General features: G+C 45.9%; 17 protein-coding genes. 4 read left to right on the top strand and 13 right to left on the bottom strand.

The features are described 5' to 3' along the window. Position 1: 1 nt before the first annotated feature. From atpA to NQ544_RS03120, 10 genes are all read right to left on the bottom strand, one after another. Entirely contained in the window at positions 2 to 1,588 is a 1,587-nt protein-coding gene (gene atpA, locus NQ544_RS03165; RefSeq protein WP_006846848.1) for a F0F1 ATP synthase subunit alpha, read from the bottom strand. A 180-nt stretch (positions 1,589 to 1,768) separates the two neighbouring features. After that, positions 1,769 to 2,305, bottom strand: coding sequence for a F0F1 ATP synthase subunit delta (locus NQ544_RS03160; RefSeq protein ID WP_006846849.1), 537 nt, complete (start codon positions 2,303 to 2,305; stop codon positions 1,769 to 1,771). Positions 2,306 to 2,313: 8 nt separating this feature from the next. Further along, complete coding sequence (gene atpF / locus NQ544_RS03155) at positions 2,314 to 2,814, bottom strand: F0F1 ATP synthase subunit B (RefSeq protein ID WP_006846850.1); 501 nt, start codon at positions 2,812 to 2,814, stop codon at positions 2,314 to 2,316. 137 nt (positions 2,815 to 2,951) lie between these two features. Beyond that, positions 2,952 to 3,191, bottom strand: coding sequence for an ATP synthase F0 subunit C (atpE, locus tag NQ544_RS03150; RefSeq protein ID WP_006846851.1), 240 nt, complete (start codon positions 3,189 to 3,191; stop codon positions 2,952 to 2,954). Positions 3,192 to 3,299: 108 nt separating this feature from the next. Further along, a complete protein-coding gene (locus NQ544_RS03145; protein WP_006846852.1) occupies positions 3,300 to 4,409 on the bottom strand; it encodes a F0F1 ATP synthase subunit A in 1,110 nt (369 codons plus the stop codon). 48 nt (positions 4,410 to 4,457) lie between these two features. Continuing rightward, complete coding sequence (locus NQ544_RS03140; RefSeq protein WP_006846853.1) at positions 4,458 to 4,901, bottom strand: hypothetical protein; 444 nt, start codon at positions 4,899 to 4,901, stop codon at positions 4,458 to 4,460. Between the two features lie 68 nt (positions 4,902 to 4,969). Further along, positions 4,970 to 5,209 (bottom strand): ATP synthase F1 subunit epsilon, encoded by a 240-nt coding sequence (gene atpC / locus NQ544_RS03135; protein ID WP_006846854.1) that lies wholly within the window; start codon positions 5,207 to 5,209, stop codon positions 4,970 to 4,972. A gap of 20 nt (positions 5,210 to 5,229) precedes the next feature. Next, a complete protein-coding gene (gene atpD, locus NQ544_RS03130; RefSeq protein ID WP_006846855.1) occupies positions 5,230 to 6,756 on the bottom strand; it encodes a F0F1 ATP synthase subunit beta in 1,527 nt (508 codons plus the stop codon). A 210-nt stretch (positions 6,757 to 6,966) separates the two neighbouring features. Beyond that, complete coding sequence (pfkA, locus tag NQ544_RS03125; protein ID WP_006846856.1) at positions 6,967 to 7,944, bottom strand: 6-phosphofructokinase; 978 nt, start codon at positions 7,942 to 7,944, stop codon at positions 6,967 to 6,969. Positions 7,945 to 8,082: 138 nt separating this feature from the next. After that, the gene (locus tag NQ544_RS03120) at positions 8,083 to 9,531 is read right to left on the bottom strand and encodes an SLC13 family permease (protein WP_006846857.1); all 1,449 of its coding nucleotides are present in this window, start codon (positions 9,529 to 9,531) and stop codon (positions 8,083 to 8,085) included. Positions 9,532 to 9,968: 437 nt separating this feature from the next. Between NQ544_RS03120 and rpsA the strand changes: the two genes are divergently transcribed. The 4 genes from rpsA (at position 9,969) to NQ544_RS03100 (ending at position 15,392) form a co-directional block, all read left to right on the top strand. Further along, entirely contained in the window at positions 9,969 to 11,753 is a 1,785-nt protein-coding gene (gene rpsA, locus NQ544_RS03115; protein ID WP_006846859.1) for a 30S ribosomal protein S1, read from the top strand. Between the two features lie 350 nt (positions 11,754 to 12,103). Beyond that, complete coding sequence (locus NQ544_RS03110; RefSeq protein ID WP_040552787.1) at positions 12,104 to 13,279, top strand: PCMD domain-containing protein; 1,176 nt, start codon at positions 12,104 to 12,106, stop codon at positions 13,277 to 13,279. Positions 13,280 to 13,299: 20 nt separating this feature from the next. Continuing rightward, complete coding sequence (locus NQ544_RS03105; protein WP_006846861.1) at positions 13,300 to 14,136, top strand: porin family protein; 837 nt, start codon at positions 13,300 to 13,302, stop codon at positions 14,134 to 14,136. A gap of 89 nt (positions 14,137 to 14,225) precedes the next feature. After that, positions 14,226 to 15,392 (top strand): hypothetical protein, encoded by a 1,167-nt coding sequence (locus NQ544_RS03100; protein WP_006846862.1) that lies wholly within the window; start codon positions 14,226 to 14,228, stop codon positions 15,390 to 15,392. Positions 15,393 to 15,813: 421 nt separating this feature from the next. Here the strand turns inward: NQ544_RS03100 and rplT are convergent, their stop codons facing one another. The 3 genes from rplT to infC all read right to left on the bottom strand — a co-directional run bounded on the left by rplT (position 15,814) and on the right by infC (position 17,159). Then, the gene (gene rplT / locus NQ544_RS03095) at positions 15,814 to 16,158 is read right to left on the bottom strand and encodes a 50S ribosomal protein L20 (RefSeq protein ID WP_006846863.1); all 345 of its coding nucleotides are present in this window, start codon (positions 16,156 to 16,158) and stop codon (positions 15,814 to 15,816) included. A gap of 39 nt (positions 16,159 to 16,197) precedes the next feature. After that, positions 16,198 to 16,395: a 50S ribosomal protein L35 gene (gene rpmI, locus NQ544_RS03090; RefSeq protein WP_006846865.1), complete on the bottom strand. Its 198-nt coding sequence runs from the start codon at positions 16,393 to 16,395 to the stop codon at positions 16,198 to 16,200. A gap of 77 nt (positions 16,396 to 16,472) precedes the next feature. Further along, on the bottom strand, positions 16,473 to 17,159 hold the full coding sequence (gene infC, locus NQ544_RS03085; RefSeq protein ID WP_006846866.1) for a translation initiation factor IF-3: 687 nt from the start codon (positions 17,157 to 17,159) through the stop codon (positions 16,473 to 16,475). Positions 17,160 to 17,346 lie beyond the last annotated feature (187 nt).

The following is a 17,346-nucleotide window of genomic DNA, read 5'->3' as shown; positions in this document are numbered from 1 at the left end:
ATTACGCTTTATATTGTCCTGCAACATTAGCCATGGTCTCCTCGACTGCCTTAATGGCATCGTCGGTGAACTTACCATCGCCCAAAGTCTCAATCACATCAGCGTGCTGGCTGCGCATTGCATCGAGGAACAGATCCTGACAGTCGCGAACCTTATCCATTGGCACGTCGTGCATCAATCCGTGAACACCACAGTAGAGAATAGCTACCTGCTCGCCTACCGGCATTGGGCGGTACTGAGGCTGAACCAGCAACTGGTCGTTCTTACGGCCACGGTCCAGAGTCATCGCTGTTACGGCATCCATATCACTAGAGAACTTAGAGAAGGCCTCCAGCTCACGATACTGAGCCATATCAATCTTCAGTGTACCAGCTACCTTCTTCATACTCTTGATCTGGGCAGAACCACCTACACGGGATACGGAGATACCTACGTTGATAGCTGGACGGAAGCCCTGGTTGAAGAGGTCGGTCTCAAGGAAGATCTGACCATCGGTGATAGAAATCACGTTGGTTGGGATGTATGCTGATACGTCACCAGCCTGTGTTTCGATGATAGGGAGGGCTGTCAAAGAACCACCACCCTTAACGTGACCCTTCATGCACTCTGGAAGGTCGTTCATCTGCTCGGCTACCTCCTGCTGGTCGTTGATACGAGCGGCACGCTCCAACAGACGAGAGTGGAGATAGAACACATCACCAGGGTAAGCCTCACGTCCGGATGGACGGCGGAGAATCAGAGATACCTCACGGTAAGCCACAGCCTGCTTACTCAGGTCATCGTATACGACGAGAGCTGAGTAACCACGGTCGCGGAAGTACTCACCGATAGCTGCACCGGCAAATGGTGCGTAATACTGCATGGCTGCAGGATCGGCAGCGGTAGCACTTACGATGATGGTATATGGCAGGGCGCCATGCTCCTTGAGGTTCTGTACCAATGCAGCAACGGTAGATGCTTTCTGACCGATAGCTACATAGATACAATATACTGGCTTGCCAGCCTCATAGAAACTCTTCTGGTTGATGATGGTATCCACTGCGATGGCAGTCTTACCGGTCTGACGGTCACCGATGATCAGCTCACGCTGTCCACGACCGATAGGAATCATAGAGTCTACCGCCTTCAAACCAGTCTGAAGAGGTTCCTTTACTGGCTGACGATAGATTACACCAGGTGCCTTACGATCCAAAGGCATCTCGAAAGAATCGGTGAGGTCGATGTCACCCAGACCATCAATAGCCTGACCCAGAGGGTTTACGACACGTCCGAGGAAGTTGTCGTTTACGCGGATAGAAGCAATACGGTGTGTACGCTTCACGCTCTGTCCCTCCTTGATGCCAGCTGTAGGACCTAAGAGGACACAACCTACATTGTCTTCCTCCAAGTTCATGACGATAGCCATGGTTCCGTTCTCAAACTCAAGAAGCTCATTAGCCTCGGCATTACGCAGACCATAGATACGAGCCACGCCATCGCTGACGGTAAGCACAGTACCCACCTCGTCAAACTGCTGAGAGCCATTAACCTCCTGGAGCTGCTGCTGAAGAACCTCAGACACCTCACTTGGTTTAATTTTATCTGACATTGTTTATTTACTTTAATTGTTAAATGAGGAGTTAAGGAGTTGAAAGAAGTTAAAGGAGTTAAGACAATAGCTTATCTTATATCCAGTTTCTCTCATTATTAAGAAGTCCTCCTGTTTTATCAGGATAAAGGTGTTGTCTTAACTCCTTTAACTTCTTAAATTCTTAACTACTCAAAAAAATTACTTTTTGAGCTGTGTCAGAATGTTGTTGAGCTTAGTCTTTACGCTCGCATCCATTCTGTAAGTATCATACTCAAGGATGAAACCGCCAATCAGTTCAGGGTTCACCTCGGTCTTGAACTCCACAGTACCTTTCGTTCTCTGCTCCACCATCTTGCGCATCTTGTCCTCCGTAGAGGCATCAACGGCAGTGGCGGTGATCAGCTTACCGCGGATGATGTTCTTCTGTTTCCTGTAAAGAGTGATATACGAAGCAGCCATGAATTGCAGGGTGCTCTCCCTATCCTCTTTCAAGACGAGAGCGATAAACTTCCTGCTCAGTTCCGTAGGCTCTTTGCCCAGGGCTGTGGTGAGAAGTGCCTCTTTCTTGTCTTTGGAAAGCATAGGGTTGTCTATCGTAAATCTCAGTTCAGGCACGTCGATGTAGCTCTTAAAGAGCGTCTGCATCTCCTGGTAGACCTGATCTTCGAGCTTCATGCCGAGTGCAGCCTTGATGAGGGCACGGGCATAACGCACCGATATTACACCTATATCCATAAGCTTTACTATTTGTTGTCAGAAGAAACCTCGTCCAGCAGTCGATTTATCATATCCATCTGTGCCTTGTCGTCAGAGAGCTTAGCCTTGAGCACCTTCTCTGCAATCTGAACAGAGAGTTCGGCTACCTGGCCTCGGATTTCACGAATGGCGTTCTGCTTCTCGGTCTCAATCTGCTTCTTGGCATCAGAGAGGAGACGTGCGCCTTCTTCGCGTGCTTTATCCTGTGCTTTCTCTACAATGGCATCGCGGGTTTCGGCAGCCTCCTTGAGGAGAGCAGCCTGCTTCTCGCGAGCTTCCTGCAAGATGGATTCACCTTCTTTTTGGATATTGGCAAGCTTCTCGTTGGCTTCGTGAGCCTTCTTCAGACTATCATCGATGAAAGCCTTGCGCTCGTTCACCATCTTAATGATGGCTGGGAATCCAGCCTTCCAAAGAATGATGAAGACGATGATGAAGACCAGCGTCATCCAGAAGAGCAAACCGCTATCAGGAATTAATAAATCCATATATACTGGTTAAAGTTTTACTTAAACGTTTTATTTTAACTAACTCTAGAATCATCTCTATCATGCCCCGGAAAGACATCAGGCTGAAGCCTGAGACTTCCTTTTATCGGGGCAGATGATAGTGACAGATGAGATGATTACATAACGATTGCCAGGATGGCGATGATGACAGCGAAGAACGCAACACCCTCAACCAACGCAGCTGCGATAATCATAGAAGAACGGAGGTCGCCCATCTTCTCTGGCTGACGAGCCATAGCGTCCATAGCCTGGCCACCAATGCGACCGATACCAATACCTGCGCCAATAGCGGCTAAACCTGCACCTACTGCGGCACCCAACTTTGCAATCTCTGCTGCTAATAAAAGTGATAACATAATCTTAATAATTTAAGTTGTTTATATTTTCTTTGTTTATTATCTGAATGAAATTAGATCCGTAATCTATAATCTATAAACTATAAATTATAAACTATAAACTATAAACTACTTCACTACCTCTGGCTCAGCCTCATGAGACTTTACATGAGCCAGCGAGATGAATACTGCACTCAGCATGGTGAATACCAATGCCTGAATGTAGCTTACCAATACTTCGAGGAGCATCATAAAGGCGCTCATCGCAACACTTACTATTGTCATACCCGTACCTGCCACATAATTGGCGATAGCATTCTCACTGATGTTGAACATGATGAAAATGATAGCCGCAAACGAAAGTGCGATGGCGTGACCCGCCATCATGTTGGCGAAAAGTCGGATAATCAGAGCCAGCGGTTTCGTAAAGATTCCGAAGAGCTCGATGAATGGCATCAGTGGCACAGGGACCTTCAACCAGGTTGGTACCTCCGGCCAGAAGATTTCCTTCCAGTATTCCTTGGTACCGGTGAAGTTGGTGATCAGGAATGTCGTTACACCGAAGAATACGGTGCAGGCGATATTACCCGTCAGGTTACCACCACCTGGAGGGAATGGTACGATACCCATGATGTTCGCCACGAAGATAAAGAAGAAGCAAGTAAGCAACCATGGTGCATACTTTGGCGCTTCCTTACCCAGGGTGGCCTCAATTACATCGGTATATACCGACATGATGAACATGTGCATCAGTCCCACAAATCCCTTTGGTGCAGGGTCATCCACCTTGTGCTTCCTGCACCAGCGGGCTGGTATCAGGACACAGAGCAACAGGATGATAGCATCGATGAAGAGCACGCAAACGGTCTTCGTGATGGAGATGTCAAGCGGACGAACCTCCTGGCCTCCCACCTTCTCTACTATCTTGTTGGGATTCGCCTGCGCATCAGCGTTCTTGATCACCAGGTTGAAAGGTCCTGGACGGTCTCCATTAGCATCCTTCTCTTCCGAGAATTCGCTGCTGCAGAACACGTGCCAGCCCGAAGTGGTGTTAACGATGATTGGCAGATGAATCACTACGGGATGGTCTCCCACCTTGGTGATATGCCATTCATAAGAATCCTTGATATGACCCCACAATATCTCTTTCACGTCGATGTTCTCCTTAGCCGATACCTGCAGAGGTGCCAGCGTAAAGAGCAGCATCGCCATCAAGAGGAATTGCTTGAGATGTTTCATATTCTTTAATTCTTACTTTTGTTTATTAATTATTTGTTTCAGAACCGCTTATGAAAGACGGTTCTTTTTCTCTACCCGAGCGAAGTAGATGCAGTCGAACACGAGAAGTACGACATAGAAAAGGGCGAAGATGGCGGTAAAGCCCAGAATGTTCTGCCTGTCGCATACCAGCACATAGATGAGGAATACCAGCGTACCAGCCATCAGCTTCAAGACCAGTGCCGCCAGATAGAACTTGGCGAGATTGGCTGGCGATGACTTTGCAACAGCCTTCCATGCTTCACCATAAGCAGTACTTGCAACGAGTGAGAATATCGCACTCACTACCAGCGGGTTAACAACCTGGGCTATCATATCATCGCATTGAGCAGACAATCTGCAGGCAAAGAGCACGGCAAGAGCCACTGCTGCTGTAAGCCACAAAGAAATCTGCTTATACCTGATACTCGCCTGTCTGATAGTCTGCAAGCGCAACTTTTCGTCTTTTTCCATTGTTCTATTTTATCAATATAGCTGTCAACTATTAGCTGTCAACTATTAACTGTCAACTATTAACTAAATTATACTTCTACGCAAAGGCTTACTTCGTTTTTCTTACATTCCACGAATCCGCCCTGGATGTTCATTACCTGCTTGCCTTCCTTGGTAGTGTATTCCACCTTGCCCACTTCGAGCGAAGAGATGATAGGCGCGTGATCCTTGAGAATCTCGAACGAGCCGAGGGTTCCCGGAACCAGTACGCTCTCTACCTCACCCTGGAAGACGACTTTCTCAGGAGATACTATCTTTAGCTGTAACATAAGCCGTGGATTTTTAAAGATTACGCCTGTGCTGCTGCGAGCAACTGCTTAGCCTTCTCCTTGGCATCCTCGATAGTACCTACGTTGAGGAATGCCTGCTCTGGCAGGTCATCTACCTCACCGTCGAGGATGGCGTTGAAGCCCTTGATAGTCTCTTCGATAGGAACCATCACACCCTTCAAACCGGTAAACTGCTCTGCTACGGTGAATGGCTGGCTCAGGAAACGCTGTACACGGCGTGCACGGTTCACGGTCAACTTATCCTCATCAGAGAGCTCATCCATACCGAGGATGGCGATGATATCCTGCAACTCGTTATAACGCTGCAACAACTGCTTTACTCGCTGTGCACAATCGTAGTGCGCCTTGCCCACAATCAGCGGGTCGAGGATACGAGAGGTAGAACCCAACGGGTCTACGGCAGGATAGATACCGAGAGATGCTATCTTACGGGAAAGCTCAGTGGTAGCATCCAGGTGAGTAAAGGTGGTAGCTGGAGCAGGGTCGGTCAAGTCATCGGCAGGCACATAAACGGCCTGTACAGAGGTGATGGAACCATTCTTGGTAGAAGTGATTCGCTCCTGCATGGCACCCATCTCAGAAGCCAGCGTTGGCTGATAACCTACGGCTGATGGCATACGACCCAACAGCGCAGATACCTCAGAACCAGCCTGGGTGAAACGGAAGATGTTATCGATAAAGAACATGATATCCGCTGCCTCACCATTCTTACCTCCATGATCACGGAACTCCTCTGCTACGGTCAAACCAGAGAGAGCTACAGAAGCACGTGCCCCAGGTGGCTCATTCATCTGACCATATACCAGGGTAGCCTGACTCTTGGCAAGTTCCTCAGGATCGACAAGTGAGAGATCCCACTTACCTTCTTCCATCGCTTTACGGAACTTCTCACCATACTTGATAACACCAGACTCGAGCATGTCTCGAATCAAGTCGTTACCTTCACGGGTACGCTCACCTACTCCGGCAAATACAGAGTAGCCGTTGTGTCCCTTGGCAATGTTGTTGATCAACTCCATGATAAGCACCGTCTTACCTACACCGGCACCACCGAAAAGACCAATCTTACCACCCTTCATGTAAGGTTCAAGCAGGTCAATCACCTTAATACCGGTAGCAAGCATCTCCTTGTGAGTAGAAAGTTCGTCAAACTTCGGAGCCTCACGGTGGATAGGATAAGCACCCTTCATGTCCAATTCATTCATACCATCAATAGGCTGTCCGATGACATTCATCATACGGCCCTTGATCTGCTCTCCGGCTGGCATCTGGATTGGGTTACCTGTAGGGATAACCTCCAAGCCGCGCTGCAAACCGTCAGTATTATCCATAGCGACACAGCGAACCGTATCCTCACCGATATGCTGCTGCACCTCGATGACAAGCTCGCGTCCGTCTGGACGTTTTACCTTCAGAGCTTCATAAATTTTAGGAAGCACCTTCTCTGGATTCTCGCCCTTTGTATCGAAGTAAACGTCGATAACAGGACCGATAATCTGAGAGATACGTCCATTAATTTGTGACATAAGCTTATTAGTTTAAAAGTTATATATATATTTATATTATTCTTGACTGCAAAAGTAACAACAATTTATGGAAACCACAAATTAATTTAAAGTTTTATTCGGCTTTTATACCTTATTAAACCATTTTTAGTTCCCTTTAAACCATTTTCCTATGCAAAAGCAAGAAGTCAGGAGTCCAAACTCCCTTCTTCTTACTCCAATCTCTATCAATCAGATACTCAACTCGTCCAAAACCTTGATCAGTTTACGGTCGAATGGCTTATCTGAGCGGATAGCTTCAGAAAGCGGAACGTATACCACCTCGTTATTGCGTACGCCAATCATCACATTGCGCTGTCCCTGCATGATAGCCTCGATGGCACCACAACCGGTACGGCTCGCAAGAATACGGTCACGGGCTGACGGACGGCCGCCACGCTGCAAGTGACCCAGGATAGATACACGTACATCAAACTCAGGGAACTCCTTGCGCACACGGTCGGCATAATAAAGAGCACCGCACTTAGGACTCTCTGACACGATGACGATACAACTCTTCTTAGACTTACGGATACCACGCTCCATGAATTGAGCCAACTGGTCTACGTCGGTAGAATCCTCTGGAATGATAGCTGCCTCTGCTCCACTGGCGATAGCTGAATTCTGTGCCAGGAAACCGGCATCACGGCCCATCACCTCGATAAAGAAGATACGCTCGTGGCTCTGTGCAGTATCACGGATGCGGTCTACACATTCTACGATGGTATTCATCGTAGTATCATAACCGATTGTATTGTCTGTACCATAAAGGTCATTATCAATTGTTCCTGGCAATCCGATGCAGCATATATCAAACTCACGTGCGAAATTCATCGCACCTGTCAGCGAACCGTTACCGCCAATCACGACAAGCGCATCAATTTCCTCTTTCTGAATCGTTTCAAATGCCTTCTGGCGACCTTCCTCGGTCATGAATTCCTTAGAACGGGCTGTCTTCAGCATCGTACCACCTGTGCCGATGATACCGCTTACATTCTCTGTAGAAAAGGTTTTAATTTCATCATTGATGAGACCATCGTAACCACGATAGATACCTTTCACAGTGAAACCGTTGTAGATAGCCGAACGGGTAACCGCACGGATAGCAGCATTCATACCTGGAGCATCTCCTCCAGATGTTAAAATTCCAATAGTCTTAATCTTTGCCATAACTATACCTTATTATATTATATATATATTTTTAATGTTAGTTTATTATCCTCTCAGGATGATGTTTTTCATCCATTACCCCTACATAAACAGTAGGTATCCAAGGGTATACCCCTTGCTTTGTTTGGGTTTATCGATTTAAATAATTAGGTTTGCGGCACCAGCCACCAGGATATGGGAGAGCCAAAGGATAGCAAGTCCGATGACGCCACCCATCAAAGCTTTCCAGCCAATATTGCGGAAATACCATCCCATGTGCATACGTTCCATCTTCATCAGGGCAAGACCGCTGATTGTACCGATACCAAGAACGTTACCACCAGCCATTACGCAATATGCAATCATCTGCCAGTAGATACCATTGGTATGATAATCAGTAAGCATGCTGAATGAAGGATCATTCACATTTGCCAGATCATGAAGGGAGAAAAAGTTCATGGCTGTAGCAAAGTTGTCAAGTACAGTACTGATGATACCAGCCAAGACGCCATGCAACAGCACGCCAGGACGCTTATCATCCATACCGACAGAGTTGAGAAGAGTAGCAAAATCGTCAAAAGCGCCGGTCTCCTTCACCACTCCGATGGCAAGCATGATACCCATCACGAAGAGAATCATCTGGACAACTCCGTATTGGAACACTCTAGGAGTGCGACGGTCAGCCATCGCATCCATATTCATGAGTTTACGGTTGAATATCTCGTTCACAATCCAAAGTACGCCCAATACGCAGAGCGCACCGAGGAAAGGACTTAATTTCGTAATATTATGGAAGGTAGGGATAAACCACAATCCACCGATGCCCACAAAGAGCATCAGCAAGCGCTGCCATACATTGAGACGGGTATCATCCCCGCGGTATGGCATAGCAATCCATTCTGTCTCTACTCTTTCAGGCAGCATGCGCTGCATCATCAACAACGGAATAAGCCAGGCAGCAAGACATGGGAGCAGAAGCGACAGGAAATAATGAGTAGCCGTTACAGCACCCATATTCCACATCACCAGTCCTTCCGGATTTCCGATAACGGTAAGAGCTCCGCCACAGTTGGCAGAAAGGAGAATGGCACCTCCATACACCATGCGCTGACGACGGTTTGGAATTACCCCATGCATCATCGTAAGCATCATCACTGTTGTAGTAAGATTATCGAGATTTGCCGAGATAACAAAGGTTACGGCAGCGAGAATCCATAGCATTTTCTTGGCGCTTCGGGTACGTAACAACTGGCGTATGAAATCGAAGCATCCGTTGTTATTGAGAATTTCAACTATCGTCATAGTGGCTAACAGGAAGAGTACGATTTCTGCTGCTCTACCCACATAAGGAAGGAAGATGTTACGGGCAATAAAATACTTCACCGTTGTACTGGTGGATTCTATCTCGTTCCACATTCCGAGATTCAGATAGCGTGAATAATCAGAAGAGTGTTCACTGGTCACGAAGTCCATACCGAAACAGATATAGAGAACCCATCCTACCGTTCCAGCAAAGATGGCTACGGCAGCACGGTTCACCTTGGTAATATTCTCGGTTGCAATGAGAATATATGCCAGTATCAGTATGGCAAGGATGACTAGTGTCATATCATTTATTTTATTATATTCATTACATTTTGAACGCAAAGGTAACAATTATTTTGTTATCGCCAACATTTCGGTGTCTTTTTTTAATGAATTTAACTCATTTTCATACAAATGAAAATTTCGCCAGTTTTTTTCTTCCCTCTTCATTTTCATCATAGAATCAGATGAAAACACGGATTACAGAGAAGAACAACACAGGAAGAAATATCGAGGAGGAAGTTATCAGAACATTTAATAGGTTATGCGCATATATATATATTATGTATTTCCCCGAAGGAACCCACCAAAAACAGCGATTTAAGTTAAATATTACTAACAAAAAGAATAAAATCAAGAGTAAATGCCTGTAATTCAAAGAAAATGAGTAATTTTGCGCCCGATTTATATAATTCACATAAAGTCAAACTTTATTAATTTTAATTTTTTAATTATTTTTTATGTCAGATTTAAAGAACGTAAAGCCATTGGACGACTTCAATTGGGATGAGTTTGAGAATGGCACAAGCGCAAACGTCAGCAAAACAGACCTCGAGAAGGCCTATGACGAAACTCTTAACAAGGTAACAGAACACCAGGTTGTAGAGGGTACAGTAATCTCTGTAGACAAGAAAGAGGTTATCGTAAACATCGGTTACAAGAGCGATGGTATTATCCCTGCTTCTGAATTCCGTTACAACCCAGACCTCAAGGTAGGCGACAAGGTTGAGGTTTATGTAGAGAACCAGGAGGACGTAAAGGGTCAGTTGGTACTCTCTCACAAGAAGGCTCGCCTCAGCAAGTCTTGGGAGCGTGTTAATGCAGCTCTCGAGAACGAGGAAATTATCCAGGGTTACATCAAGTGCCGCACTAAGGGCGGTATGATTGTTGACGTTTTCGGTATCGAAGCTTTCTTGCCAGGAAGCCAGATCGACGTTCACCCTATACGCGACTACGACGTATTCGTAGGCAAGACAATGGAGTTCAAGGTTGTAAAGATCAACCAGGAGTTCCGCAATGTCGTTGTATCTCACAAGGCTCTCATCGAGCAGGAGCTCGAGCAGCAGCGTAAGGAGATCATCGGCAAGCTCGAGAAGGGTCAGATCCTCGAGGGTACCGTTAAGAACATCACTACTTACGGTGTATTCGTTGACCTCGGCGGTGTTGACGGTTTGATCCACATCACAGACCTCTCATGGGGCCGCGTAAGCGATCCACACGAGGTTGTATCTCTCGACCAGAAGATCAACGTTGTTATCCTCGACTTCGATGAGGAGAAGAAGCGTATCGCTCTCGGTTTGAAGCAGCTCACTCCACATCCATGGGATGCTCTCGACGAGAACCTCAAGGTAGGTGATCACGTGAAGGGTAAGGTAGTGGTTATGGCTGACTACGGTGCATTCGTTGAGATTGCTCCAGGTGTAGAGGGCTTGATCCACGTATCTGAGATGTCTTGGAGCCAGCACTTGCGTTCTGCTCAGGACTTCATGAAGGTAGGTGACGAGGTAGAGGCAGTTGTCCTGACTCTCGACCGCGCTGAGCGCAAGATGAGCCTTGGTATCAAGCAGCTCAAGGAAGATCCATGGGAGGCTATCGAGACTAAGTTCCCTGTTGGCAGCAAGCACACAGCTAAGGTTCGCAACTTCACTAACTTCGGTATCTTCGTAGAGCTTGAGGAAGGTGTTGATGGTTTGATCCACATCTCTGACCTCTCTTGGACTAAGAAGGTTAAGCACCCATCTGAGTTCACTTCTGTAGGCGCTTCTATCGACGTAGTAGTTCTCGAAATCGATAAGGAGAACCGTCGCTTGAGCCTCGGCCACAAGCAGTTGGAGAAGAACCCATGGGATGAGTATGAGGCAATCTACACTCCAGGTTCTGTTCATCAGGGTACTATCACTGAGTTGATGGACAAGGGTGCTGTTGTAGTTCTCGCTGAGGGTGGTGAAGGTTTCGCTACTCCTAAGCACCTCACTAAAGAGGACGGCACAATGGCTAAGAAGGGCGAGACTCTCGACTTCAAGGTTATCGAGTTCGTTAAGGAGACAAAGCGCATTATCCTCTCTCACTCTCGTACATTCGAGGAGGGTAACGAGCCAGTTGCTAAGCCAGCTCACAAGCGTACAAACGGCGGTCGCAAGAACAACAACGAGACAGCTATGATCAACAACGTTGCTGCTAGCACATCACTCGGTGATATCGATGCACTCGCTAAGTTGAAGGCTCAGATGGAGGGCAAGGCTTAATCTTAAACAGATCAGGCTTTTGCTATTCATTAGCTAAATAACATTCAGGGGACTGAAATTTCAGTAATGAGATTTCAGTCCCCTTTTTTTATTAGGTGTATTAAAAAACTATCAGGCGCTATCTGCCAACTTCAGTAAACTCATCTCGACTAATTCATGTTCTAAAACCACTAATTTATGGTATTTTTCTATCAAAACATGTCGAAAAATACAAAAACCTTTGGCGATTTCAAGTTTTCTGTTTATCTTTGCAACCGAATGACAATCTAGAGAAATCATTCTCTCAAGAATTAGCAGAAAAGAAAGAGAAGCGATTCTCCAGAGTACAAAAGGAAAAGAAAGTTCAAGATATGAAACAGTCAAGATTTATAGTAGCCGCTTTATCAATGAGTTGCATCACTACCCTCTCCTCCTGCTTTAAGGAAGAACCGCTCAATGCCGAATGCGACATCGAGCAGGCATACATACATGTAGACAACAAGATTTTATTGAACTTATTGTTTACTAATCCATCTGATACATTGGTCAATGTGCAGAGTGATCAGACAAACATCGAGTTCACGATGAGACCATTTGCCGCTCTTACCAAACAGGCGCCAATATTCCGCCTCACACCTGGAGCGACCATCTCACCAGAAAGTGGAAGCCTTCAGGATTTCTCAAAAGGGCCTGTAACATATACAGTTACTTCAGAAGACAAGCAATGGAGCCGCACCTATCAGGTAAGCATCAAGAAGGGACAGACTACTATACTAACCGAGAAAGAATTCGAATTTGAAGACGCATATCTCGACAAAGGATACTACAACTGGCAAGAGAACTGGAACGGCAATAAACTCGACATCTGGGCAACAGGAAACTCTGGATTCAAAATGAGTAACAGTTCATCTAAACCGGAAGAATATCCTACCTTGATGATTGAAGATGGACACAGGGGAAAGGGAGTGCAACTCACAACCCGACGCACAAGCAAGATCGCTGATATGGTACACAAGCCTATCGCTGCCGGCAACCTCTTCATCGGACAGTTTGATGCCACCGATGCCCTGCGCGATGCGATGAAGGCAACAAAGTTTGGTCATCCATTCAGTTTCGATGCCCAACCTGCTAAGTTAGAAGGATGGTATAAGTATCAGGCTGGCGAAAAATTCACCGATAAGAATATGAAGGAACTTGACCGCCATGACTACGGAACCATTTATGCTGTGCTTTACGAGAACATCGATGAAAAGGGAAATGCCGTATTACTCTACGGAGATAATGTACAGACCAGCAAACAGATAGTAGCACTTGCTCTGGTAGGTGAAACCCATGATGACAACGGAAAAGTTGCTATTGGAAACACAAAGGAATGGCATCACTTCAGCGTAGATTTCGAGTACAAGAAAGCCATAGACCCAAACAAGTTGAAGAATGGTGGCTACAGTCTCACTATTGTCAGTTCATCCAGTTCAGATGGAGCTAACTTCCTGGGTGCCGTAGGCAGTACCCTTTGGATAGACAGTTTCAAGTTGATTTGCGAATAAGCTAAGGAGGAAAACATAGAATGAAGAAGATAACAATATTAGCTCTCCTGCTGACATGGGGCACTGCTACATGGGCAGGAGAAAATGAAAATCAAGAAGCTGAGGAGCATAAACAGGTAGAAGAAAGCAAGCGCAGCTCGTGGAACAAATATCTCCACGGCTACCAGTATCAGGCTCGCGTGGCGTATAATATAGGAGGCACAGCCCCTATCGGTCTTCCAGCCACCATCCGTACACTACACAGCTATACCCTGCAACCTAACTTCAGTCTGGGTATTGATGCTTATCACCCACTTTCAGGCAAATGGGGATTCGTTGGAGGTCTGCACTTTGAAAACAAGGGCATGAAGATTGATGCAGGCGTAAAAAACTATTATATGAGAATAGTTCGTGGAGGCGAAGAGCTGAAAGGCATATTTACAGGCAACGTGGTTACGAAGGTAGACATGAGTCTCATCACAGTACCATTGCAGGCAACATACGACATTTGCGACAACCTCCGTTTCAAGTTGGGTCCATATGTTAGCTATGTGACATCAAAGAAGTTTGAAGGCTGGGCATACGATGGTTACTTGCGCCGCCAGGAGGAAGGTCATCCTAAGGGTGATCCTACTGGACAAAAGGTAAAGTTGGGTCATGATGAAGGCGAGCGTGGTGATTATGATTTCAGCGATGATATGCGCAACTGGCAGGTGGGCGTAGATTTCGGAATAGACTGGCGCTTGAACAACCGTTGGGGCATCTGCGCCGACCTGAGCTGGGGCTTAAATGGTATCTTCAAGAAAGATTTCGAGACCATCGAGCAGACGATGTATCCTATCTACGGCAGCGTAGGTATCACGTATCAGCTGAAGTAATATATCATATAATGTATGCGTACATTATTATATAAATAAATAGAAACAATACAATAATTATTTATTAATACACAAAAAAGAGAAGAAAAATGAAAAAGTTTATTTATTTAATGGCCATGGTTTGCACCCTTGGCTTCTTCACTGCTTGTAGCAGCGATGATGATGATCCTACGGTATGGGACACATTCAAGGCAGGTACTTACAATGTCTGGGGGCAGGAGCTCGATACAGAAGATGGCGAAGTAGATTATAACTTCATGGATTTCGATATGAATATCGAAAAGGCTGGAGATCAAACTGCCAAGGTAACTTTGACAGACAAGAGTGGCAAGGTAACCGTGAACATACCAGAGGCAACCATTATTGCAGTGGATGGTTACACATTGAGAGGACAGGGAACGGTAACCTATAACGACAATGTAACCAAGGCTACAGACAACACCAACTCAGAGATGGTAAATTTTACAGCCAAGATTTCTGCAGACTACAAGAACATCAGCGTTGAACTTAAGACAGCAGATGGTACATTCAGTGCAGGCAACAGCACAGAAAAGCCAGCAGTTTCCAAGCTTCTTGCAACCTGGAATCTCGAGCCTGTAACCATGTATGACGAGAACGGCAATCAGACAGACAAGCAAGATGATGCTACGGCATGGAAGGGCTCATTCAAGATGAATTGGGAAACTGCAGCAGACTGCCCTCCAATCATGGGTTTCATCCCTGCAGCAACAGCACCACAGATGGCAGAAAGCATTGTAAACCAGTTGTTACCAACCCTCTTGAAGTCTGTAACATTCACAGCTGATGGCAAGATCATCGCTCAATACGCAGAGGCTAAGTTAGGCGAAACTGGTACAGAGGCACCTGCCACTCCAAACTGGCAGATTGCTGAAGGCTATGCAACTTACAAGATTGTAGATGAGAACCAGATCATCGTTTTCCTGAGCAACGAAAAGATTGCCGGCACTATTACAGATCCTGCCAAGCAGGCTGCCATCGGTGCAGTTCTGTCTGCTTTCAAGGATGGTGTTCCTGTAAACGTTCGCTTCAACGACAACAATACTGCATTCTTCTATCTGAATCAGGATTTTGCTACAAAATTGGCATCTAATCCGGTTCTTGTTAAAATGGTTGAGAGCCTCGGTGATGAAGATCTGAACGGCTTTGCCGGAATGGTCAAGGCGATTGTAAAGCAGTTGCCAGAGTTGATGGGCAAGACCAACAAGTTCGAGGCAGGTCTTGAGTTGATGAAGTAAACCGGAGCTTCTGCCCCCACGCCCTGAAAGGGCAGAAGCTCTTAGCCCAGGGCAACGCCCTGGGTATAAACAAGATACAGCATAGGCGCCCTGTAAGGGCAAAAGCTTTATTATCCATATATTAAAGCTTTTGCCCTTACAGGGCGCCTTGCTGTTTCTTGTTTAACCCAGGGCGTTGCCCTGGGCTAAGAGCTTCTGCCCTTTCAGGGCGTATGGAGACATCTTTGCCAACTTTTGGAACTACTGCCCTTTACCATTGATTCAGGGCGCTAGGGGTTTTCATCCTAGTTTTCCAGGCACAAAAAAAGATTGCATCAGCGGAAATACTTCCAACCAATGCAATCTTCAGTTTTCTTTAATCTAGAGGCTAAACACTTTCTTACGAGAAAAATTCACGGAAGAAAAGAGCCTAGCGTCGGATTTACTTCACCTTTGCAACGATAGCCTTGAAAGCCTCAGGGTTGTTTACAGCGAGGTCAGCGAGAACCTTACGGTTAATCTCGATACCAGCCTTGTGAAGAGCACCCATCAACTGGCTGTAGCTCATACCATCGAGGCGAGCAGCAGCGTTGATACGCTGAATCCACAATGCGCGGAATGTGCGCTTCTTGTTACGACGATCGCGATAAGCGTAGGTAAGACCCTTCTCCCAAGTGTTCTTAGCTACTGTCCATACATTCTTGCGAGCTCCATAGTAACCCTTAGTGAGCTTCAAGATTCTTGTTCTTTTTGCTTTTGATGCAACGTGATTTACTGATCTTGGCATAATTTTTTTTCTTTAAAAGTTCGACTAAAAAGTTAATAATTAACGGAGGCAGAGCAAGTCGCGAACCTGCTTCAAGTTTGAACGGTCTACGAGAGTCTCACCAAGGAGATTTCTCTTCTGCTTCTTTGTCTTCTTAGTCAAGATGTGACTGTGAAAAGCGTGATGACGCTTAATCTTACCTGTACCGGTGAAACGGAATCTCTTCTTTGCGCCGGAATTAGTCTTTACTTTTGGCATTTTTACTTTTAATTTTAAATTGTTATTTATTATAGCGATGGCAACGCATATACCAGGGCGTTACGCATCTTTTTTTCTTAATCCTCTGTTCCTTCTGCGAGTTTCTTCAGGGTATCGCCGCCTTTAGCATTGGCGAGCAAGCCATTCTTCTCAGCATTAGCAGCACGCTCTGCATCTGCAGCAGCCTTAGCTTCAGCCTCTCGCTTCTCACGGTCCATCTTCTGCTGGCTCTTCTTTGCAGTACCAGCCTTCTTAGGACTCATGTAGAGGAACATCTTCTTACCTTCAAGCTTTGGCATCTGCTCCACCTTTCCGTACTCTTCCAAATCATTGGCGAAACGGAGAAGAAGAACCTCACCCTGCTCCTTGAAGAGAATAGAGCGACCACGGAAGAAAACGTATGCACGAACCTTGTTGCCCTCGTTGAGGAACTCCATAGCGTGCTTGAGCTTGAACTGATAGTCGTGCTCATCGGTCTGAGGTCCGAAACGGATTTCCTTGGTCTCCACCTTTACCTGCTTCTGCTTCATTTCCTTTGCATGCTTCTTCTGCTGGTAAAGGAATTTAGAATAGTCAACTATACGGCAAACTGGTGGTTGCGCATTAGGAGATATCTCGACTAAGTCAAGCTCTTGCTGACGTGCCAACTCCAACGCCTTACGTGTTGGCATCACTTCTGCTCCACCATCACTCACTACTCTCACGTCGCGTGCACGAATCTGTTCGTTTACGCGGTACTGATTTTTCATTTTGTCATTTTTCATTAACTATTCGATATATTCTTTTTTTGTCTTTTTGATTAAACGGCTGCAAAGTTACGATTATTTTGTGAAACCACCAAGGATTTCCCGCAGATTTTTCATTTTTAACCTTATATTTTATTAAAAATCACACAGTTTTCGTTTTTTGTCCCACAGATTTCACAGATTTACACAGATTTAAATCTTTGCT

Origin of the sequence: Segatella copri DSM 18205, from assembly GCF_025151535.1 — a bacterium.
Lineage (GTDB): Bacteria > Bacteroidota > Bacteroidia > Bacteroidales > Bacteroidaceae > Prevotella > Prevotella copri.
This window is presented reverse-complemented; position numbering and strand designations above follow the sequence as displayed.